The 20,534-nt window shown below is 46.8% G+C and carries 19 protein-coding genes and 1 tRNA gene; 3 read left to right on the top strand and 17 right to left on the bottom strand.

Annotated elements, in window-relative coordinates; genetic code table 11:
• The coding region (locus G465_RS15320) for a helix-turn-helix domain-containing protein (protein ID WP_022653252.1) at positions 1-234 on the bottom strand (234 nt) is incomplete at its 3' end.
• A gap of 109 nt (positions 235-343) precedes the next feature.
• Here G465_RS15320 and G465_RS0104275 point away from each other — a divergent pair.
• Entirely contained in the window at positions 344-595 is a 252-nt protein-coding gene (locus G465_RS0104275) for a methyl-accepting chemotaxis protein (protein ID WP_022653251.1), read from the top strand.
• A gap of 52 nt (positions 596-647) precedes the next feature.
• Here the strand turns inward: G465_RS0104275 and G465_RS0104270 are convergent, their stop codons facing one another.
• Positions 648-1,331, bottom strand: coding sequence for a Bax inhibitor-1 family protein (locus G465_RS0104270; protein ID WP_022653250.1), 684 nt, complete (start codon positions 1,329-1,331; stop codon positions 648-650).
• A gap of 147 nt (positions 1,332-1,478) precedes the next feature.
• Between G465_RS0104270 and G465_RS0104265 the strand changes: the two genes are divergently transcribed.
• A tRNA-Leu gene (locus G465_RS0104265) sits at positions 1,479-1,562 on the top strand.
• Between the two features lie 112 nt (positions 1,563-1,674).
• Here the strand turns inward: G465_RS0104265 and G465_RS15735 are convergent.
• The 14 genes from G465_RS15735 to apbC form a co-directional block, all read right to left on the bottom strand.
• On the bottom strand, positions 1,675-1,839 hold the full coding sequence (locus G465_RS15735) for a hypothetical protein (protein WP_022653249.1): 165 nt from the start codon (positions 1,837-1,839) through the stop codon (positions 1,675-1,677).
• A gap of 437 nt (positions 1,840-2,276) precedes the next feature.
• A complete protein-coding gene (locus tag G465_RS13470) occupies positions 2,277-3,371 on the bottom strand; it encodes a 5-methylcytosine restriction system specificity protein McrC (protein ID WP_022653247.1) in 1,095 nt (364 codons plus the stop codon).
• Positions 3,371-4,810 carry an McrB family protein gene (locus G465_RS13465; protein ID WP_052165378.1) on the bottom strand — a complete coding sequence of 480 codons (1,440 nt, stop codon included), beginning with the start codon at positions 4,808-4,810 and terminating at the stop codon, positions 3,371-3,373. The genes G465_RS13470 and G465_RS13465 overlap by 1 nt, the downstream gene beginning before the upstream one ends.
• A 78-nt stretch (positions 4,811-4,888) precedes the next feature.
• Entirely contained in the window at positions 4,889-5,473 is a 585-nt protein-coding gene (locus tag G465_RS13460; RefSeq protein WP_052165377.1) for an RBBP9/YdeN family alpha/beta hydrolase, read from the bottom strand.
• A gap of 95 nt (positions 5,474-5,568) precedes the next feature.
• Positions 5,569-6,021, bottom strand: a complete 453-nt coding sequence (locus G465_RS0104235) for a DUF411 domain-containing protein (RefSeq protein WP_022653246.1) — start codon at positions 6,019-6,021, stop codon at positions 5,569-5,571.
• Between the two features lie 18 nt (positions 6,022-6,039).
• A complete protein-coding gene (locus G465_RS0104230; RefSeq protein WP_040399138.1) occupies positions 6,040-7,635 on the bottom strand; it encodes a phosphoethanolamine transferase in 1,596 nt (531 codons plus the stop codon).
• 47 nt (positions 7,636-7,682) lie between these two features.
• Entirely contained in the window at positions 7,683-8,972 is a 1,290-nt protein-coding gene (locus G465_RS0104225) for an ATP-binding protein (RefSeq protein ID WP_022653244.1), read from the bottom strand.
• Positions 8,957-9,637 carry a response regulator transcription factor gene (locus G465_RS0104220; protein WP_022653243.1) on the bottom strand — a complete coding sequence of 227 codons (681 nt, stop codon included), beginning with the start codon at positions 9,635-9,637 and terminating at the stop codon, positions 8,957-8,959. Before G465_RS0104220 ends, G465_RS0104225 begins: the two co-directional genes overlap by 16 nt.
• Positions 9,609-10,157 (bottom strand): cytochrome b/b6 domain-containing protein, encoded by a 549-nt coding sequence (locus G465_RS13455; RefSeq protein WP_022653242.1) that lies wholly within the window; start codon positions 10,155-10,157, stop codon positions 9,609-9,611. The genes G465_RS0104220 and G465_RS13455 overlap by 29 nt, the downstream gene beginning before the upstream one ends.
• 53 nt (positions 10,158-10,210) lie before the next feature.
• Positions 10,211-10,480 carry a PepSY domain-containing protein gene (locus G465_RS0104210; protein WP_022653241.1) on the bottom strand — a complete coding sequence of 90 codons (270 nt, stop codon included), beginning with the start codon at positions 10,478-10,480 and terminating at the stop codon, positions 10,211-10,213.
• A gap of 160 nt (positions 10,481-10,640) precedes the next feature.
• Positions 10,641-11,636: a sulfate ABC transporter substrate-binding protein gene (locus G465_RS0104205; RefSeq protein WP_022653240.1), complete on the bottom strand. Its 996-nt coding sequence runs from the start codon at positions 11,634-11,636 to the stop codon at positions 10,641-10,643.
• Positions 11,637-11,733: 97 nt separating this feature from the next.
• Positions 11,734-13,575, bottom strand: a complete 1,842-nt coding sequence (locus G465_RS0104200) for an MASE3 domain-containing protein (protein WP_162138809.1) — start codon at positions 13,573-13,575, stop codon at positions 11,734-11,736.
• 38 nt (positions 13,576-13,613) lie between these two features.
• The gene (locus tag G465_RS14970; RefSeq protein WP_081642691.1) at positions 13,614-15,740 is read right to left on the bottom strand and encodes an ATP-binding protein; all 2,127 of its coding nucleotides are present in this window, start codon (positions 15,738-15,740) and stop codon (positions 13,614-13,616) included.
• Between the two features lie 200 nt (positions 15,741-15,940).
• Positions 15,941-17,071: an iron-sulfur cluster carrier protein ApbC gene (gene apbC / locus G465_RS0104190; protein ID WP_022653237.1), complete on the bottom strand. Its 1,131-nt coding sequence runs from the start codon at positions 17,069-17,071 to the stop codon at positions 15,941-15,943.
• 130 nt (positions 17,072-17,201) lie between these two features.
• On the opposite strand from apbC, the gene metG reads away from it, so the two are divergent.
• Positions 17,202-19,259, top strand: a complete 2,058-nt coding sequence (gene metG / locus G465_RS0104185; RefSeq protein WP_022653236.1) for a methionine--tRNA ligase — start codon at positions 17,202-17,204, stop codon at positions 19,257-19,259.
• 71 nt (positions 19,260-19,330) lie between these two features.
• Here the strand turns inward: metG and G465_RS0104180 are convergent, their stop codons facing one another.
• Positions 19,331-20,344 carry a hypothetical protein gene (locus G465_RS0104180; protein WP_022653235.1) on the bottom strand — a complete coding sequence of 338 codons (1,014 nt, stop codon included), beginning with the start codon at positions 20,342-20,344 and terminating at the stop codon, positions 19,331-19,333.
• Between the last annotated feature and the right edge of the window lie 190 nt (positions 20,345-20,534).

Raw genomic sequence — 20,534 nt, 5'->3', positions numbered from 1 at the left:
CAAGGCTTGGCTTGGTGATTCTCTCAGCCAAGCAAATTCTTGCTTCCAGCTGGGCAAAAGATTAGCCAATTTGACGTAAGAAAACTTGCTTGTCGGGTCAGTCTGATACCATTCCTTTTGCAACGCCAACGCCTTATTAAAGACGAACCGACACGAACCCGCAAAGCGCGACATTTGCCGTGTTTGCTGGCCGTTGGGTGTCAGTTGGAATTTGAAGGCTTGGAGTCGTTTCATACGCTCATTATACAAACAGCAAAGCAAACATTGATTTGTTTTTACTTTACAACCACAACACCAAACCCTAAAACAGCTTTGCCGTTTGCGCCTGATATCCCCGCCATGAATGGCGAGGTTTTACGGCGCAGGGGATAAAACCAATCTGTTGTCACTGAATGCCTCGATTGAAGCTGCGCGGGCAGGTGAAGCGGGGAGAGGGTTTGCTGTGGTAGCTGATGAGGTGCGCGTGTTGGCCAGCCAATCGGGGACTTCAGCCAAACATATTGGGCAATTGGCACAAGAAGCACAAAGCTGTGTCGCAGCGCTGTCTGATTCGCTACAACGCCTCAGCCAATCTCAACGCGGCCAAGAACGCTAAAAAAATACCCCCCGCCGCAGCGGGGGGGGATACTCACACAACAAAGCCAAACTTAATCGCGGCTCATGCCTGTGAAGGCCATCAACAGCTGTAACAAGCTAGTGAACAAGTTGTAAACCGCAACAAACAAGGTCAGGGTAGCAGACACATAGTTTGTTTCACCGCCGTGCACGATTTCGGACACTTGGAACAAAATCAGCATCGAGCTAAACAACACAAAGGCCGCGCACAAGGTCAGGTGCAGCGCAGGAATTTGTAAGAACAAATTCGCCACTACCGCCACCATCAACACGACAGCACCGATACTCAAGAAATTACCTAGAAAATTAAGCTGTTTTTTGACTGTAGTGGCAATCGCAGCCATCACAAAGAACACAGCTGCTGTCCCCCCTGCGGCGACTGCAATCAGCTGACCGCCATTCGCCATCCCCAAAGCAAGTTGCAAGATTGGGCCAAGCAACACGCCCATGACAAAGGTAAAGGCCAACAACAGACCCACGCCTAGGCTGCTATTACGATTCCGCTCGACCGCAAACATCAAGCCATAAATCACCGCTAGCATGGCAATGGTTGAGACAATCGGGCTGGACTTCATGAAGCTGAAGTTCAGGTTCACCCCAAACATCGCCCCCGCCATTGTTGGAATCAGCGAGATAGCAAGCAATAGATAAGTATTCCGCAGCACTCGGTTTTGGCTGGCAGAAAGGGGATAAGATGTAGATGATGTCGGGTACATGGTAAGCCTCCTTAGGAATGGCAAAATCGTCTTCCGGCACAGCTAATTTTTATCAAACCTGCCAAATTTCAAGACGTGCTAGCGACTTTTTAACTGAGTTTCCTTGTTTTAAGCTTAAATCTACGTTATTATTCGCCTCCCTCAAGTGCGAGGATGGCGGAATTGGTAGACGCACTGGATTTAGGTTCCAGCGCCTTTGGCGTGAGAGTTCGAGTCTCTTTCCTCGCACCAGCATGATTTTTGACATGCTTCCCACAGTAAGTTCCCAGCAGTTTCCCTACTACGTTTTTCTGTTTCGCTCATTGCACGATCTCGCAGTCAGCCAAGCCTAACAAGGCGATTTTTACTCGCCAAAATTCAAATCAGTATTCACCAAATGATGGTTTTGCTGTGCAGAACGATGAAAAGCACTGCTGATAGTCATCGCAATATCCCAACCAATCTGACCACCGACGCCTAATCCAATCAGCAACAGCACTGCTAGCCAGTATTTTGCTTTCCCTTTCATATCACTTTATCCCTTTCTGTCATCGGCAGAATGCTGTGCACCGGTAAACCAGTGACTGTCCAGCCTTCGAAATGCAAACAAAACCCACAGCGCTTCAGTGCTTCGGCAAAAGTTTGCTGGATTCTCCCAATTATTCTTTGTGTCATCGTCATCATCCCCATACTAAATACGTCTGATGCCTGAAAACTCATAATACAAAAGCATTGTATATGGTTCCAAACCACTTATTGCATTATTTTTCCTAGCATTTTCGGCTGGATGTTGAGAAAACTTGAGAAGTTTTTACTCGAGAGAAGTTTTTACGGATGAAAAGCAAATTCATGACATGAATTTAACAAATAATGTCTTTTTGACTTTATTTATTGGATTAACCACATAAAAACCAAAAACAAGCAAAGAAAGGTAACAGCCTTTGTTACAGCAAAGGAAAAGACTGCTTAGGGATTAAAATGGCATGCAATCTGGCAAATTGACAACAACTGTGCACGCATTTCGGTTAATGACTGTCCTAGATCGACTGTCTTAAATCGGAGACAGTGGCCGTGTAATACCAACCACTCATCCACGTTTTCTGCCACCACCGGATGCAATAACACCCCAGTGGCTGTTTCCGCCAACAGATCGCCACGCCCCTCTTGCGTTCTTAGATAGGCATAGAGCTGGTAGAGATAAGGGCTGTGCAATGTACGTTCACGGTACCAACCGGGCTTTAACAAAGCGGTTAATTTCGTATCTATCACAATGCGATGAGGTGGAAAGGTGTGCTCTAACACAATGTCGGTTTTCATACGCGGCAAGATGCTAGCCATACCACTGCTTTGTGCTTCAACGGGCCAATGCCAATGCTGGCCGGTTTTGACTTTCCATTGTTGAGGATCAAGCACCGCACGATAAAACCCCGCTATCGCCTTTTCAAATAAACGGCGGAGGCTGGTCGCATCTTGAATAGGTTGTGAAATCTCAGAACAACTATCGTTTGGATGGGGTAACCCCAAACGCAATAATAATTCGGCAATCAGCAATAAACGCCGATCGATTGGCTCTCGTATCCCACTTAAACGGGGTAGGTGAGCTAAAGCTTGCTTCGGTGTCAATGTGGTAACACCAAAACGCTGTAACTGCTGTGTCAGCCGCCGGCATTGCCCTTGCTGGGTACGATCGCTGGCCCAGGCCCCCGCCTGTTGCACTGCGGCTAATAGCAGACGATGAAATGCAGTGTCGTAATCTAAGGCAGAAAACTGACAGACAACTTGACCGCGCAACAGACGCTGTTGCACCAACGTCGGCAAAACTTGAATACGCCCACGCACCTGTGCCACAACTGCCTGCTGAGGTAGATGTTCAACGGCTAAGGGGCGGTGTAATTTACGTTCTAGCTCGGGCAAGAACAGTTCAATCAGAACCTGCGGCAAACGATCAATCGCGCTTTCAATACCATGCGGAGCATAATCAGGTTCAACCGCCAATTCCGAGGCATACCACAGCAACCACCACAGGTTACGAATGGGAATGGCAAGATTGTTTGATGACATTAGGGGGTAGCAAGCAATTGTTGGCAGAAAGTTTCCACCTGATCGGGGGCATCAAACCAATATTCTTGCAATAAGGGTTGAATTTCGCTGGTCACACATTGAGACCACCAATCCCATGCCGTATCAGCCGATAGTGTGGTGTGCGGTGTGGCATAGCTATGACCGAGACAAAACGCTGGACCTAACCGCATGTCAGCAGCAATGTGTTCATTTAGGGCCAACATGCGCTGCCGTATCGTGTCAGCCAACGGGAGAGGCACAGCGCAGGTTTGTTCTAACCATTGGAGCCATGATGAATTGAATGCAGGAGTGAGGGTGATAAATGCAAAGCGGCGGCGCAGGGCAAAATCCACTACCGCCAAGCTGCGATCAGCAGTATTCATGGTGCCAATCAGATACAAATTATCTGGCAAATAAAAAGGCCGCAGTTGACCCTCGGCATCGGGATAGCTCAATAATAATGCTTCACTTGGCGTGCGCTTGCTAGCCTCGAGTAGGGTCAAGCACTCGCCAAAAATTTGTGCCGGTTGACCACGGTTGATTTCTTCAATCAACAAGACAAAGGGTACATCGGGACAACGCTGTGCCTGTTGCGCTAATTGCAATAACACCCCATCACGAATCAATAATTTACCTTCTGCCGTTGGTCGCCAACCTCGGACAAAATCTTCGTAACTTACATTGGCATGAAATTGCACCGCACGCAGTTGTTGTTGTCGTTGGTAACCGATCAAGGCAAATGCCAACCGTTTTGCTAACCAAGTTTTACCAGTGCCGGGGGGCCCTTGCAGAATCAGGTTTTTCTTTTGCCGCCAGATGGTAAGAAAACGCGCTAGCGTCTCCTGTGCTAAAAAACAGCCCTCGCTGACAATATCTTCTACGCTATAGCGATCTAGTTCACTCTCTGCGAGTGGTTCTTCGGGTTCGGACAACACATCGGCAGGAGAAATAGCAGGGGATGCTGGCAGAAAGTCAGCAATATTTTGTGGTTGTTGATCGAAGGCAAAGGCAATCAGCGCATCACCGCGTGGATCGAGTCCATAAGTCACCGCTTGAATCGTATTGCGAAAGGTATAGCGGTACCATTCCTTGATCGTTGGAAATTGATACAACCAATTCACCGCAACCGATTTACCATTTAGCGGATTGGCGGTAATGACACCAATGGCCTTGATATTCATCACCGACACCACTTTACCGCGCTGCTGTAACAATGGAGGCAGGCCATATTTGCGGGTGTATGCTGCTTTTACTGCAATATATTCCCCAACCTGCATTTGCCGGACCGCCTCTTGATAGCGATCGTGATAGCCGTTTTCCCAGATACCTTCTGCCAAAAAGCGGGCCAGTTGGTCATCTTGATGACCATACGATGCACCGACAAACCAATGACGAGCAGGTCGCTGAGAAAGCGTAGGGAGAGAAGGAGGTTGACTCATGATAACCGCAGGCCATATCAAACGATGGGCCAGCATCATACGCCAACCACCGGCAGCGAAAAGCGTCGTCTGACTAGATTAAGCAGCGAGGGCGAGCGCCAATTGTCGGCACCGCAATGCAAATTGTTCTAATAACAGCAAACCCTCGGTCCATTCGGTATGGCCGGAAGCGACATTGATATGCCCAGCTTGAGGGAGCCACGTTAATGCCGCCCCCCATTGCTGAGCCATGATCTGTGCCCGCTGTGGCACACAAAACGGGTCGTTATCACTGGCGATAACAGACACCGGACAAGGAAAATTAAGCGCAGGAAGGGGAGCAAAGCGAGCCAAACATTCGGGGGCATGTTGCCGCTCGACATCAGCCGGTGCCACCAAAAACACGCCGGCAATGTTCTTGGCTAGATGATTTTTTAAATAATGCGCAACCGTGACACACCCTAAGCTGTGGGCGATGATAATCACCGGTTTTTGTGCTTGGCTCAAGGTTTGGTGGAGCTGCTGTAGCCATGCCGTGGGTGTAGGGTCGAGCCAGTCATGGTTTTCCACTCGCAAAGCGCCCAGTTGCTGCGCCCAATGGCTCTGCCAATGTTCTGGCTCGGAGCCTTTCCAACCCGGTTGAATCACATAATCAAAGGTATCTAACACTGTCGATTTCCACACGATGGCGCGCCCTTCCCTGATTTCACTGAACAGGAAACAGGATAGCGTGAAACCATTACAACCTAAACGAATAAAAAACGATTTATTTATTCTTTTTAGTGGTTTGCAAATACCTTCGCCGAACGATGGTTTTCAATCAACAGCGTTTGATACGGTTGGTTGGGAACACCAGGCGTTTCCATCCCTGGCGAGCCGGTCACCATCCCCGGCACAGCCAACCCAATGGCTTTCGGCTTTTGTAATAACAGCTGTTTAATGTCCTGCGCTGGAACATGACCTTCAATCAAATAACCACCCACTTTTGCTGTATGACAAGAACCATATTGACTTGGCATCCCTAATTGTTGTCGTGTCTGGTTGATATTAGCAACATGATGAATTTTGACTGCAAAGCCGTGTTGCTCAAGATGCGCCGCCCATTTTTTACAGCATGGGCAACTGGGGTCCATATACATCTCTGCTTGCAGCGGCGGTGTTTGAGCAAATGCCGACAAGCTCAACAGGGCATAACACCCCGCCAACAACCATGGTTTCCACTGAGTCGCCATCGTAATACCTTTCTCTCATCAAACATTGAACGGATCTTTTTGACAGTGCGCTAAGATATCATGTTCCCGTTGATAGACTTGTGTTTGAACTTGCATCAAACCCAGCAAAGTAGAAAAGACATTATCATGGCTGTAAAGACGTGCTGTTTGTTTACCCAAGCAGGTTAGAGAAACACGGTTTTGTTGCTGCCAATTTGCGGAAAACCACATTAGCATTGGAATATGCTTTTGTGCATCAGGTGCAAAAACATAAGGCGTGGCATGTAAATAAAGATTATTTTCTCCCAATGATTCGCCATGGTCAGAGAGATACCACATGGCAGTGGTAATATGCTGTTGTGTATTTAATAAACCAATTATTTTATCCAACACATAATCGGTATATAAAATCGTATTATCGAAAGAGTTAGTAATTTCTGCTTGAGTGCATTTTTGTAACTCAGAGGTTTGACATTCTGGTTGAAAGACAGCAAATTTTTTTGGATAACGCTTGTAGTAGGCAGGGCCATGACTGCCTTTTTGATGTAAGACAATCACCGTATCACGACTAATTTTCTTCAGTTTTTGCTCTAAATTTTCTACCAACACTTCATCAAAACACTCTTGCCCCTCGCAATAGGTAGCTGATGGCTTCGTTTCAAATAGTTTTTCTCCCGCCACACGCTCACAAACCCCTTTGCAGCCTGAATTATTATCCAGCCACAACACATCAATTTTTTTTGTATGTCGTAATACATCGAGCACGTTTTCTTGACCAGCAGCAATATCTAGCTCAAATTTCTCTCGTGGAATACCCGAAAACATGCAAGGGATAGAAACAGCTGTTTCTGTTCCACATGACCACATGTTGGAAAAATTGATGATATCTTGAGCCTGACTAAGCTTTGGATTGGTTTCTCGTGAATAGCCATTTAAAGAAAAATGATCAGCACGCGCTGTTTCGCCAACCACTAACACCAATACCTGTGGCTGATTTGAGCGAGTAAAGTGTTTCGCGTCTTGACCAATTAGCACTAATGCTTTCGGCGTGGCAAAATGCTCTTTCAAATAAGAAGAGGTCGCTTGCAGATAGTTAAAGGGCGTAACAACAAAACGAATTTCACGGTGATTACGAAAAAGCGAGGCAAAATCTTGATAATAACAAAAACCAACAAGAGCAATGGTACAACATGCAGCAAAAACAAAAGCACTTCTTACTAATATCTCACGGTACAAACTGCGATATTGAATTTTAGTTTTTATAATAATCGCGATTGGCAATAAAGCCGTCAAAAAAAGCCAAACGATCATCCCCCAAGAAATAAGGTCGAGAGACTCTAGGAAATCGGTCTGGGCTGCATTCCTCACCATGTTTTTTTCAATCATCACGCCATACTGCATCATAAAATAACTGATAGCCGATGTTGCAAGAATTAGACTGATTACAACCGGCTTAAACAAAAATGGAATGAGCAACAAACAAAAAACCAAATATAAAACAGCACTAATCAGCAAAAACACCATAAAAAAAACAGTTATTTCATAGAATCCTAACGGACTCAACCAAACAGAAAGACGTTGCCAAAAAGAGATATTAAAAACAGTGATAAAAAATAAGGTACAGAATAAAGCCATGTGTTCTGGCTTGTGGCATAGCAGTGATTGGCGATTAATTTTTAACATCATTGAGCACAGGGAAATTGAATGGTGATAGAAAAGCCAGCAGGAGAAGAGAAATTCACTTCAGCCTGATGAAGAGCAGCAATTTCTTTTATCAGTGATAAACCAATTCCAGAACCACTCACCTTTTGACCTGCAGGGCGATAAAAACGATTACCAAGATTTGACAATACCTCTTCGGATACCCCAGGCCCGTTATCTTCTATGGTGAGACAATGATTATTGACAGAAACCTGTACTGTGGTCGCACCATATTTCTCACTGTTATCAATCGCATTCCTTAACATGACAGCAATTAAATCTTCATCGAGCTGTACTGGATAATCGCTTTTGTCTATGGTAGAAAAATCAATTTTTATTCCGCCATCACGCTTGATGTCTTGTAATTTATTTTTTACTACTTCAGCCAAGTCATTTTCTTTAAGTGTTATCACTTTGCTATCAACACGCGCTAACAATAGTAATTGCTCAACCAAACGATGAGCACGTTCTGTTGATAGCCGAATATTGCGTAAACCACGTTGTTTTGCCTCTTGGCGTTGTGTAGTTTCAATCACATCCAAACTCAATAAAATACCTGCCAAAGGGGTACGGAGTTCATGGGCAGCATCTGCAACAAAACGTTGTTCACGCTGCCTAAACTGAGAGATTCGGTTTAATAACTGATTCAGCGCTTGTGGTAATACCTCAATTTCTTTCGGCACCTGCATCATAAAAGCCGATAAATCATCACCCGGACGGCAAGCGACTTCTTGCGAAAATAGTCTTAATGGCGCAAGTCCGCGCCATACGCCAAAAACCATGGCAATACCCAACAACAATAGGCAAATAATGACAACCGGTGAAACATCTTTTGCCACATCCGCAGCAAGATAATTACGCACATCTAATGAAATAGCGACGATAATTTTTTGATCATTTTTTATCTCGCTATGAGTTTGCCAAGTTGTATCATCAAGCACTATTTTTGCTGCAGCATCAAAGGGAAAAGCAGGGTATTGATTACTCGCTACCAGCTGTTGAGTTTTAATATTATATAAACTGTATTTAGCAAATAAGGAATAGTCTTTATCTAAAACCAAATCAGCAGGAAGTTGCTTTAATACTTTTTGCGGTAGTAGTTGATAAAAGCGAGCCGCTTCGACTAATCGAGTTTCTATGATTTCATCGACTTCGTGGCTTACTTGTCTTGCTACCAGTGCCAACATGACAAAAGTAGCAATGATGATACCTAGCAAAATGTTCATGCTAAGATTTAATAAAATAGAGTGTTTTTTTAATTGAGTCGCCACCCTTCACCTCGAATATTTTCTATGTAGGTATCACCCAACATTTTTCTAAGCCGTGATAAATGTGAAGCCAGTGGATTACTGTCATGCTCAACGGTGTTACCATAAAGATAATCATTGAGTTGTTGATACGATAATACTTGTTGTGGATGCGTCATAAATGCGTGTAATAACCGCAACAGGATGGCACTAGACAGTAAAGGCTGATCTGCTTTCCATGCCATCGAACCATCATGAGTCATACGTAAATCACGCCACACAATATAGCTGACCGTTTTTTTATGTGTTCGTCTAATCAATGCCTGTAGCCGAGCAATTAGCTCGGCCAAGTTAAATGGCTTGGCTAAATAATCATCTGCACCAGTATTCAACAATTGAATTTTGCTGTCTAACTGCCCTCGGGCAGTTAATACTAATGTAGGAATGGCATTTCTACCATGTCGCAGTTTTTTTAATAAAACCTCGCCATCCAAACTCGGCAAACCTAAATCTAAAATCAACACATGATAATCTTGGTTATCTTGTAATTGCGCTAGCCCTTGCAAGCCATCTTGACACCAAGTGACCTCAAAGTTGGCATCCCATAGGCCATCTAACAGGCTTTCCCCTAAAACAGGATCATCTTCTAGTAAAAATAGCTTATATTTTTCCGTGGATGGATTGTTCATTGTTTTTGACCTTCTTTTTGCCGTGAATCATGGCAGCAATCAGATTATCTTTTTGCAAGAAACTTTCTAAAATAGCAGCAGCAACATGAACAAAAACCATGACATAAATCATATTGACTAACCATTCATGCAGTTCCTCAACCCATTCTTCACCCCAAAATTGATCTAAAGTCATCATCCAGCCGCTAATAATAAGTGCAGACATCACACCCCATAGGGCTAACATCATCATAGCAGCCAAGGGATTATGTCCTAGACCATGTTTTTCACCATCATGAATATGTTTAATGTGTGACACAACCCGATGAGGTGTGGGGACAAAAGAAGAAAATCTCGCATACGGTGTGCCAATAAATCCCCATATCCATCGAACAAACATAATGGCAAGAATGGCATAACCTAAGTAACGGTGAATCTCATCTCCTTCTTCAGTTAAAAACGCATTAATGAAAAACAGCCCTGCAACTAACCAATGCGAGGCTCGCACCAACTTATCCCACACCAATATTTTATTTTGCATAATATTTTCCTATAGAAAAAGCCAGCACTAGCTGGCTTTTTCACTGACAAAAATTAGGACTCTGTTTTTGTCTTAACAACTTTGCCATCAACAGGGTTGAAATACACTTCAACTTTCTGACCTTGTTTGTTTTTGCCATAGATTTCATAGCAGTTGCCATCGGTCACTTTGAATTTCTTAATCTGATAACCTTGCTCAACCAACTGCGCTTGGAATTTGTCCTGATTTTGCCAAGTGCTTGGCTCTGCTTGGGTACAGGTTGGGCCAGCGACAGCAACACCAGACAACAAAGCCACGGCAACAGCAGATAACAGTTTCTTCATTACATTCTCCCTATCGAGGTCATTACCACAAGTTCGGCAGGTGCTATTAGACAGGGACAGATTCAAACCTAACTTAAGCAGGTAGCAAGCAGCAAAGAAATATAAAATGGTATTGCAGATGGAAAAGTCCATCACGCAATACCGTGTTAAAGGCTAGGAATTATTTGACACCATAAACTTGGTCAAACACGCCACCGTCGGAAAAATGTGCCGTCTGGTTCTTGGCCCAACCGCCTAAATCAGCAATCGAGAATAATTTGACCTGTGGGAAGGTGTTGCGATATTGCGTGGCAACCTGTGGGTCGATAGGGCGGTAGTAATTTTGGGCGATTAACGCTTGTGCTTGTGGCGTATATAAGAATTTCAAATAATCAGTCGCCAACTGTCGCGTGCCTTTTTTATCGACGTTTTTGTCAATAATCGCCACCGGTGGCTCGGCCAGAATCGATAGCGACGGCACCACGATATCAAACTTCTCAGGTCCTAATTCTTTCTTCGCCAAAATGGCTTCGTTTTCCCATGCCAGTAACACATCACCGATTCCACGCTCGGTAAAAGTCATGGTTGAACCACGGGCGCCAGTGTCAAGAACCGGCACGTTTTTATAGAGTGCGCGCAGATAGTCTTTGGCTTTTTGTTCGGTAGCCCCTGGCTGTTTCAACGCCCACCCCCACGCCGCCAGATGGTTCCAACGTGCTCCCCCAGACGTTTTTGGATTCGGGGTAATGACCTGCACCCCGGGTTTAACCAAATCGCCCCAGTCTTTAATTTGTTTAGGATTGCCTTTGCGGACCAGAAAAACAATGGTTGAGGTATAAGGCGAGCTGTTATGGGGCAGGCGGCTTTGCCAATTTGCCGGCAACAACTTCGCTTTTTGGCTGATTTCATCGATATCGTAAGCCAACGCCAATGTCACCACGTCGGCACTTAACCCATCGATGACAGAACGGGCTTGCTTGCCAGAGCCGCCGTGAGATTGTTGAATCGTTAAGGTGTCTTTAGTATTGCGCGCTTGCCAATCTTTGATAAAGGCCGCGTTGATCTCTTTATATAGTTCACGAGTCGGGTCATAGGAGACATTTAAAAGCGTCACCGGAGCAGCCCACACCGATGAAGATAAGCCGACAGCAGCCAGTAACCAAGTCAAACGAGTCATGATGTAGTCCTTAATTGAATTGACTCGCCTAGCTTACTGGATAAAAAACCAAATAAAAAATAATAAATAACACTTCTTTTATTACAAAACAATCTATCTATCCGGTGCCGCCCACAGGGTTAGGGATCTCAAACACCACACAACAGCCGCCATAATAGCTATCTTCAATCCACACCTTGCCGCCACAACTTTCTACAATACGCCGCACAATCGCCAAACCAATCCCCGTGCCGCCACCATCGCGTTCACCAAGGGCATTCGATTGTAAACGCTCAAACACACGAAACACCCTTTCACGATAAGTCGCCTCGATACCCACGCCGTTATCACACACGGTATAGCGGACGCTGTTCACATGACGTTCACCGTGAATGACAATATGCAATGGCAATATCGGTGGTGTTTTCTCTTGATGGGACGGCTGAGCATGCCGCAGGGCGTTTTCTAAAATCGTTTCGAAAATTTGATTGAGGCGTGGCATATCAATCCAAACCGCCGGCAACGCTGGATGCACCTCTACCTCGGCATGATATTGCTGTAAAGCAGGGGTCAGACGTTGTAACAATACAGTCAATAATCGATTGACATCCACCTCCACCATCTGACCACGCGGTTGATCGGCGGCCAAATAACGTTCGACATCACGCAATAAATTCTGTTGGCGCCGCGCCTGTTGGCGAATAAAGTTTAAGGAAAACGCCACTTCGGGATCATCCTCGACGCGATTACCTAGTAGAGAAGTTAAATGATCGGCATACGAGGCAAGACGGCGGGCAGGTTCTTGCAGATGGTGGGCGGTCACTTCAGCGAAACGTTGCAACTCGGCATTACTGCGCGCCAGCTGCGTCATCATCTGTTTTTGCTGGGTAATATCACGGCTGACATGCACCATCCCCATCGCCTGTTCGCCCCATGTCACAGGGGATAATATGACTTCAAACCAGCGTTGTCCTAAGCGATCCTCGACCTCGATACGATGTCCTGTTCCACCTTGATAAATCTGTTGGCACACCGGACAGTCTTGAATCGACAGATGTGAGGCATGTAATACATCATGGCAATGTCGGCCAACACACTCGACCTCGGATAGATTGAACAACTTACGAGCCGCAGCATTGGTTTGGCGGATTTCACCATTCACATCAATCACCACCGTCGGGTCGGGAATGGCATCGTAGGTTGTGGCGGCATGGGCCATTAACCGGAACGGCCCCGCTAGGGCATATTCCACCAGCGCCACATAGATATACCAATAACCGAGAATTTTAAACAAGTGGCCAATCAGGTTGGATAAGCCATAGACATCAATATAAAAAGTAAACGCCAACTCGGCAATAATCGTGGCCACAATCGACACTGAAATCAGCGCCACCATGTGAGGATCAAAGCGTTTTCGCCGCCAATAGAGGTGTAAACCAGCCAATATCAGCAATAACACGATGAGATATTCACTCACGATTTTAAAAGGTGTGAGTCCTTTTCCTTCAATAAAGGCATCGGGAAAATAACCCGACATAATCCATGCCCATACCGCCAGCGCAATCCCTCCCATCGTGATAATCAGCCAACCACGGTGTAGCGTACGCACCCCAAACCACGGCACGGCCAATAACAACAGCGCCTGTAAATAACGGGTTGCAACCCAGACTTGTGTGGGCAAATTGGCATCCGTCACACCGGGATAAATATTCATCCCTTTGTAAACTAAGGTATGAAATAAATCTAAGGCGCCCAACCATAACAAGCCAGTGCCGAGAAAGAGTAAAAACGGATTGCGTGAAAAACCATAGGTATTCCATGCCACGATAAAAGCACTGGTTGCCACTACGATAGACACCAGTTCTGCCACGGTATGGAACAATAAAAAGCTGAAAAAACTTAACGGGATTAACAACATCACCGCCAGCAGGGGCACAATCGCTCGCCGTCCAATTAGCATGGACTTGAGCGATTGTATAATTTCTGAACCATACCCATTCATTGGTTTTCTTTCACGCTTTCAAGCGTCATTTCCGTCAAATAGGGAATTTCAAAGGTGAAACACGAACCCAAGCCTTCGCCAGCTGATTCCACCCACAATCGCCCACCATGATGTTCAACAATTTTGCGACAAATCGCCAACCCTAAGCCAGTGCCTTCATAGGCCGAGCGAGATTGCAAACGCTGGAACATTTGGAACAAACGTCCGGCTTGCTCCGGCATGATGCCAATTCCATTATCTTGAATCGACACCGACCACATACCATCGCCGACCACTGCACGGATTTCAATATGTGGCACACGCTCCGCCACACGAAATTTCAAGGCATTACCGATCAGGTTTTGTAACAAACGCAATAGCTCATCCGGACTGGCAAACAGGCGTGGCCATTCACCCTGCACTGTGATCTGTGCGCCCGACTCACGCACCATTGGCTGTAAGAATAACAGCACTTGTTGCAACACCTCTTGGCTTTCTATCCAAACAGGGGGTTCCCCCTTGCGGCCAACACGCGAATATTCCAACAACCCAATTAACATTGCATCTAAGCGTTTTGCACCATCAATCGCAAAATGACAAAATTGTTGTTGGTCTTCATCTAATTGATTACCCAAACTTTGCCGGAGCAATTGCAAATAACTCGAAATCATCCGCAGTGGTTGCCGCATATCGTGAGAAATACTGTAGCTAAATTGCTCTAGCTCAGCATTGGAATGTTCCAACGCATGGGTTTTTTCTTGCAATTCGGCTTCGCTGGCTTTGAGCGCACTGATATCAATTGCGGTCACCGCCACCAAACACTGTTCGGCTAATTGCACCGGAATGGCATGTAACATCACTTCGATCTGACGGTCCGGTAGCGTAATATTGAGATGGTCAATTGTCGCCAACTGCCCCTGCATGGCCTGAATCAACAACCGCTGCAATGCTGCTTGTTGTTCAACCTGCGGCCAACAAGGTAAGTCAACTAAGGTTGCACCCAGCACTCGCTCCCGTTGCCCATTTAATACCGTCAGCGCCTGTGAATTGACTTCCAACAATCGCCCCTCGCTATCCACAATCGCCGCCATCAAACTCGATTGTTCAAACAAGGCGCTGAATAAGCCTTGGCGATAGGCCAACGCATGGTTAGCTTGTTCGATTCTGAGCTCATCACGCTTCATCCGCATGATAAACAGCACAAACAGCACCATTAACACCACAGCAAACACCGATACCCATGCCACTTGTCGGTACCAATCGGCCAAATAATCCTCATCCGCCAAAGCCACCTGCACATAAAACGGATATTTTTTCAACACACGAAAACTCGCAAGGCGTGGTCTAGCATCGGTGGAGGCGATAAACCGTAATGAACCTGCGCTCACCCCCGCTTCAATTTGTCGGCGCACCGCATTACTCGGTGGAATCGGTTGATTGATGTCTTGCTCTTGTACGCTGCTATAAGGGGTGCGGAAAATCAATCGGAAATTATCCGAGCGCCGTAGCAATGCACGTCCTTGATCGCCGACATCCAATTTAGCGAAATCATCAGCCAAATCGTCAAGGTGAAACAGGGCATTCACCACACCGATCAATTCGCCATCAGCGTTACGAATCGCCAGCGATTGCACCAATGCCCACTTCCCCGTGGCGCGAGCAACTAAGGGATCGGAAAACACATGCTTTAACGAAGGGTTGGCGCGTAAGCGTTGGAAATGGGGACGATCAGCAATGGAAAACGGGCGCCATTCAGGATCAGATGACAACAGCAATTGACCATCGGCATCAAAAATAAACAACCCGGCTACGGCAGGAAAATCAACAATTAAGTTCGCCAGCCGTTTTTGCATCGGCAATAGCGATTCTGAAGGAGTGCGGCTCCATAAGCCTTGGGTACGCACTTCGTCTGCCACAAAAGAAAGAATGCCATCCACACGAGAAAAGTCAGCCGCCACCCGTGTTTCTAAAACCTGCACCAAGTTATCAGTATTGATCTTGGCACTGTTCACGGCCTGTTGATGACTCGCCCACAGGAAATAGACCATTGTGGTGAGAAGACATAGCAAACACAGGCTGAACGCCAACACCGGTGTCCGCATGGTCTGCATAGGCAAGGAGGATGAAGCAGAAAGTGGTGCCATAACGGTAACCCTAACGCTGCAATAGATTGATGTAAAAGTGAAAAAACAATAGAAAAAAGTTTTTTCACTTTAGAAGATCAGCACTGCGATAACTGACATTATTATACAATCTATCATATTTATATTTTTTGCGAAATATCAATAAAAAAGCCCTGTTGTGGCACCCACAACAGGGCCTTGCCAACCGATCAGCAAGCCATTTAGTTTTGAATCACAATTTTTGGCATCCGGCTCGAATAGTCTCGTGCTTTTTCTCCGACTTTAATTGCCACTTTGCGCGCAATTTGACGGTAGATTTCTGCAATTTTGCCATCTGGATCAGCCACCACCGAAGGTTTGCCCTGATCAGTATGCAATCGAATCGACAAATCTAGCGGCAATTGACCAATCAACTCCACGCCATATTGCGCTGCCATTTTTTCACCGCCACCGTGGCCAAAAATTGCTTCCGTGTGGCCACATTGCGAACAAATGTGCATCGCCATGTTCTCCACAATGCCCAGTACCGGAATATTGACCTTTTCAAACATCTTGAGGCCTTTTTTGGCATCAAGCAGGGCAATATCTTGCGGCGTGGTCACCACAATCGCACCGGTAACAGGAATTTTTTGTGACAAAGTCAATTGCACATCTCCTGTGCCGGGCGGCAAGTCGATGACTAAATAATCCACCTCATCCCAACGGGTGTCGTTCAGTAGCTGCATTAACGCTTGCGTCACCATCGGCCCACGCCACACCATCGCCTGATCTTCATCCACTAAATAGCCAATCGACATGGTTTGCACACCGTAGTTTTCAACGGGATAGATGGATTTACCATCCGGTGATTCAGGCCGACGGCCGGCCAACCCCATCATCAACGGTTGCGAAGGGCCATAAATATCAGCATCTAAAATCCCCACTCGTGCCCCTTCGGCGGCCAACGCCAACGCCAAATTGACTGCGGTGGTGGATTTTCCAACGCCACCTTTACCACTGGACACGGCAATAATGTTTTTCACCCCCGCCAGCAAAGCGACTCCACGCTGTACCGCATGGCTCACAATCTCGCTGCGCACCGTAACCCGTGCTTCACTGATGTCGGGTAACTGTAAAAGATGATCGGCGATGTGTTGCTCCAAAGCAGCCCACTGGGTTTTTGCCGGATAAGGCAACACCACTTCCACTTCAACAACGCTGCCTTGTAATTGAATACGGCGAATTGTCTTACCTGTCACAAAATCATGGCCGGTATTTGGATCGATACAGGTTTGCAAATGGTCGCGCAACTGTTGTTCGGTATAGGTCGCCGCAGGCTGACCTTGTAAAAGTTGTTTAATTTTGGCAAACATGGCTGGGCTCCAGAGTAATATCCGACTATTTTAATCAACTTTTATTGATTCTGACCAGCATCACCGGTCTCACCCGTGGCTGCGGTATAATTACGTTTTGACTTCTAACTGTATTCGAGACCGTTACGCCATGACACAACGCAAAATTCTGGTCACCAGCGCCCTTCCCTACGCCAATGGTTCGATTCACCTTGGCCACATGGTTGAACACATCCAAACCGATATTTGGGTACGCTTTCAGAAAATGCGCGGCCATACTTGTCACTATGTTTGTGCGGATGATACTCATGGCACGCCCATTATGTTGGCAGCAGAAAAACAAGGCATCACCCCCGAACAACTGATTGAGCGCGTTCATGCCGAGCATTTCGCCGATTTCCAAGGTTTTCACATCGGTTACGACAACTATTACAGCACCAACAGCCCAGAAAACCGCCATTACAGCTACGACATTTATCAAAAACTGCGCGATGCCGGCAAAATCGTCAGCCGCACCATTGAACAGCTCTACGACCCAGAAAAGGGTATGTTTTTACCCGATCGCTTTGTCAAAGGCGAATGTCCAAAGTGTCATGCCAAAGACCAATACGGCGACTCATGTGAAGTGTGCGGCGCCACTTACAGCCCGACCGAATTGATTCACCCCTATTCCGCAGTCAGTGGCGCTACGCCGGTGTTGCGCGAGTCGGAGCATTTCTTCTTCCGGTTAGGGGAATGTGCCGAGTTTCTGCGTGATTGGACCGCCGGCCACAGCACGTTATCAGATGGCCGTGAACAGCCCCACCTACAGCCAGAATCACTCAATAAAATGAACGAGTGGATTGAGGGCGGTTTGCAAGATTGGGATATTTCACGCGACGCGCCTTACTTTGGTTTTGAAATTCCCAACGCCCCTGGTAAGTATTTCTATGTCTGGTTGGACGCGCCGATTGGTTATATGGCCAGCTTTAAAGCCCTGTGTGATCGCGAAGGGCTGAATTTCGACGAGTATTTCAAGGCTGACTCGAGCACAGAACTCTATCATTTCATCGGTAAAGACATTCTTTATTTCCATGCCCTATTCTGGCCAGCGACCTTGCAATACAGCGGCTATCGCACCCCAACCGGTGTATTCGCCCATGGTTTCTTGACCGTTGACGGTCAAAAAATGTCCAAATCGCGTGGCACATTTATCACCGCCCGTAGCTATCTCGATTGTGGTTTGAATCCAGAATGGATGCGTTATTACATCGGAGCCAAACTCAACAGCAAAATTGAAGATATCGATTTATCGTTGAGCGACTTTGTGGCGCGGGTGAATTCAGATTTGGTTGGGAAATTTATTAACATCGCCAGCCGTGCCGCCGGTTTTATCAGCAAGCGCTTTGATGGCAAGTTGGCCGCCCAGCTCAGCGATACCAGCTTATTAGAAGCCCTCACCGCCCCAGCAGAAAACCTAGCTCAGAGTTTTGAACAGCGTGAATACGCTCGCGCTTTGCGGGATGTGATGGCGTTGGCCGATCAGGTGAATTTGTATGTTGATGCCAACAAACCGTGGGAATTAGCCCGTCAAGAAGGCATGGAACAGCAACTGCAACAAGTGTGTACGGTGTTAATTAACGCATTCCGCCTGCTGACAATTTATCTCAAGCCGGTGTTGCCAAAATTGGCAGAACAAGTCGAACACTTTTTAAATATCGCACCATTGACTTGGGCGGATAGCCAACAGCTGTTGCTCGACCATACCATCCAACCTTATCAACATTTAATGCAACGGATTGAACCGAAATTGATTGAACAACTGATTGAAGCCAATAAGCAAAGCACCCCAACCGTCAGCGAAGCGGCGGCCGATAACTACGAACCCATCGCAGACACCATTGCTATTGACGACTTCGCCAAAGTCGATTTGCGCGTTGGCGAAGTGTTAGCGTGTCAATATGTTGAAGGCTCGGATAAATTGCTGCAATTTACCGTCAACCTCGGCTTTGAAACCCGCAATATTTTCTCGGGCATCCGTAAAGCCTATGCCGAACCAGAAAAATTAGTCGGTCGTAAGGTGATTGTGGTAGCCAACTTAGCGCCACGCAAAATGCGCTTCGGTGTCTCACAAGGGATGATTGTGTGTGCTTCTGGTACCGATGATAGCAGCGGTTTGTTCTTGTTAGATGTCGATCAAGGTGCACAACCAGGGATGCGCATCGGTTAACAATTTTTTCTGAAAATTTTTGAAAACCCACGCCAGCGGCGAAACACCGCTGGCAACGGGTTTTCGCGCAATTACACGCGTGGTGCAGCAGCGGTGAATTCTAAATCTACCGATTCCCCTGCTACAGTTGGATCACTTTCTGTAGTCGCAACAGCCGCCATAGCGGTCATGTCTTCTTGTAAATCGGCTTCAAATTCACTGACTGGTTTCGCATTCACCAAACCTTCTGCCTGTACTAAAGCAGCAATTTCTTCTGGGGTCGCTTCAACGGCAACCGGCTCTTGCTGAGCCAAACCTAAATCAGGGAACGCTTCGTCAGCCGTATCAGCGACTGGTGCCGCCGATGCTTGTGCAGTAGCGGTAATTTCATCCGCTGCCGCTAAAAAGGCTTCTACTGCCGAGGTTTCAGGGGCAGGCGTTGGCATTTCGCCAGCCGCTTGCAACATCGCGGCCACTTCTTGCGAATCTAACAAGGCGCTGTCGGTGGCAACAACGGCATCTTCATTGTCAAACGCTACCGGAAATTCTGGGGCAATCACCTCGTCTGCCGCCGCTTCTACTGGCAAATCATCACTTGCCACCGACTCGGTTTCAGTCTCTACTTCCGCCGCTGCCACTGCCTCAGTCTCAACCATGGCGTTGTCTTCTACAGCAGGCGCTTCCACTACGTCAGGGGTTTCTGATACCAAACTGGCCATCTCTTCTACCGGTGTTGCAGAGGGTTTGACTGCCGCACCGGACAACAGCGAAGCCAAAGCGGCCACTTCTTGCGAATCTAACACCGCGCTCAGATGTTCCTCTAACAATAACACAGCATCGTTTTCGGCCAATTTCGCCTGATCGATCTCTGCGCGCACGTCTTTGATTTTCTGCACCAACACAAAACACAGCTTCCAAGCATGGCTTGGTGCCGCCGGTTGTTTCCCCAAATCAGCAGAACTGACATCAAGCAAGTCAGCATCCGCATCATAGTCGTTGGGTTGGCGTGGAGAGGTGTTTGGGTCTAGTTCAAGTAAAAGTGCATTCAGTTTTTCAGTCAGGGCAATTGCCGCTTTTTGATAAAAGGCCTCGGTATTGGGCTTCATAGGGATTCACCGCTCTCAAGAAAGTACACGCATGGGCGCATGATTCTCTTCCTGTTTGTGTTCACAGATGCACTCAAACAGGCATCACCTTCCCGACTATCTCTAGAACCCCTCCAGAAATAGCACCGCCGTTACCGGCTGGATTCGCCACGGGTAGAGCAGTTACGGTTGCCAGCCGTTCATCAAAACT

Source organism: Aquaspirillum serpens DSM 68 (genome assembly GCF_000420525.1).
GTDB lineage: Bacteria > Pseudomonadota > Gammaproteobacteria > Burkholderiales > Aquaspirillaceae > Aquaspirillum > Aquaspirillum serpens.
The sequence above is the reverse complement of the archived record's forward strand: the minus strand, read 5'-3'. Positions and strand labels throughout refer to the sequence as shown.

Bases quoted from the DNA above. Each gene is read 5' to 3' on its own strand.
- G465_RS0104275 (WP_022653251.1), top strand. From the start codon at position 344: ATGGCGAGGTTTTACGGCGCAGGGGATAAAACCAATCTGTTGTCACTG.
- G465_RS0104270 (WP_022653250.1), bottom strand. From the start codon at position 1,331: ATGTACCCGACATCATCTACATCTTATCCCCTTTCTGCCAGCCAAAAC.
- G465_RS15735 (WP_022653249.1), bottom strand. From the start codon at position 1,839: ATGAAAGGGAAAGCAAAATACTGGCTAGCAGTGCTGTTGCTGATTGGA.
- G465_RS13470 (WP_022653247.1), bottom strand. From the start codon at position 3,371: ATGTCATCAAACAATCTTGCCATTCCCATTCGTAACCTGTGGTGGTTG.
- G465_RS13465 (WP_052165378.1), bottom strand. From the start codon at position 4,810: ATGAGTCAACCTCCTTCTCTCCCTACGCTTTCTCAGCGACCTGCTCGT.
- G465_RS0104235 (WP_022653246.1), bottom strand. From the start codon at position 6,021: ATGGCGACTCAGTGGAAACCATGGTTGTTGGCGGGGTGTTATGCCCTG.
- G465_RS0104230 (WP_040399138.1), bottom strand. From the start codon at position 7,635: ATGGCTTTATTCTGTACCTTATTTTTTATCACTGTTTTTAATATCTCT.
- G465_RS0104220 (WP_022653243.1), bottom strand. From the start codon at position 9,637: ATGAACAATCCATCCACGGAAAAATATAAGCTATTTTTACTAGAAGAT.
- G465_RS13455 (WP_022653242.1), bottom strand. From the start codon at position 10,157: ATGCAAAATAAAATATTGGTGTGGGATAAGTTGGTGCGAGCCTCGCAT.
- G465_RS0104210 (WP_022653241.1), bottom strand. From the start codon at position 10,480: ATGAAGAAACTGTTATCTGCTGTTGCCGTGGCTTTGTTGTCTGGTGTT.
- G465_RS0104205 (WP_022653240.1), bottom strand. From the start codon at position 11,636: ATGACTCGTTTGACTTGGTTACTGGCTGCTGTCGGCTTATCTTCATCG.
- G465_RS0104200 (WP_162138809.1), bottom strand. From the start codon at position 13,575: ATGCTAATTGGACGGCGAGCGATTGTGCCCCTGCTGGCGGTGATGTTG.
- G465_RS14970 (WP_081642691.1), bottom strand. From the start codon at position 15,740: ATGGCACCACTTTCTGCTTCATCCTCCTTGCCTATGCAGACCATGCGG.
- apbC (WP_022653237.1), bottom strand. From the start codon at position 17,071: ATGTTTGCCAAAATTAAACAACTTTTACAAGGTCAGCCTGCGGCGACC.
- metG (WP_022653236.1), top strand. From the start codon at position 17,202: ATGACACAACGCAAAATTCTGGTCACCAGCGCCCTTCCCTACGCCAAT.
- G465_RS0104180 (WP_022653235.1), bottom strand. From the start codon at position 20,344: ATGAAGCCCAATACCGAGGCCTTTTATCAAAAAGCGGCAATTGCCCTG.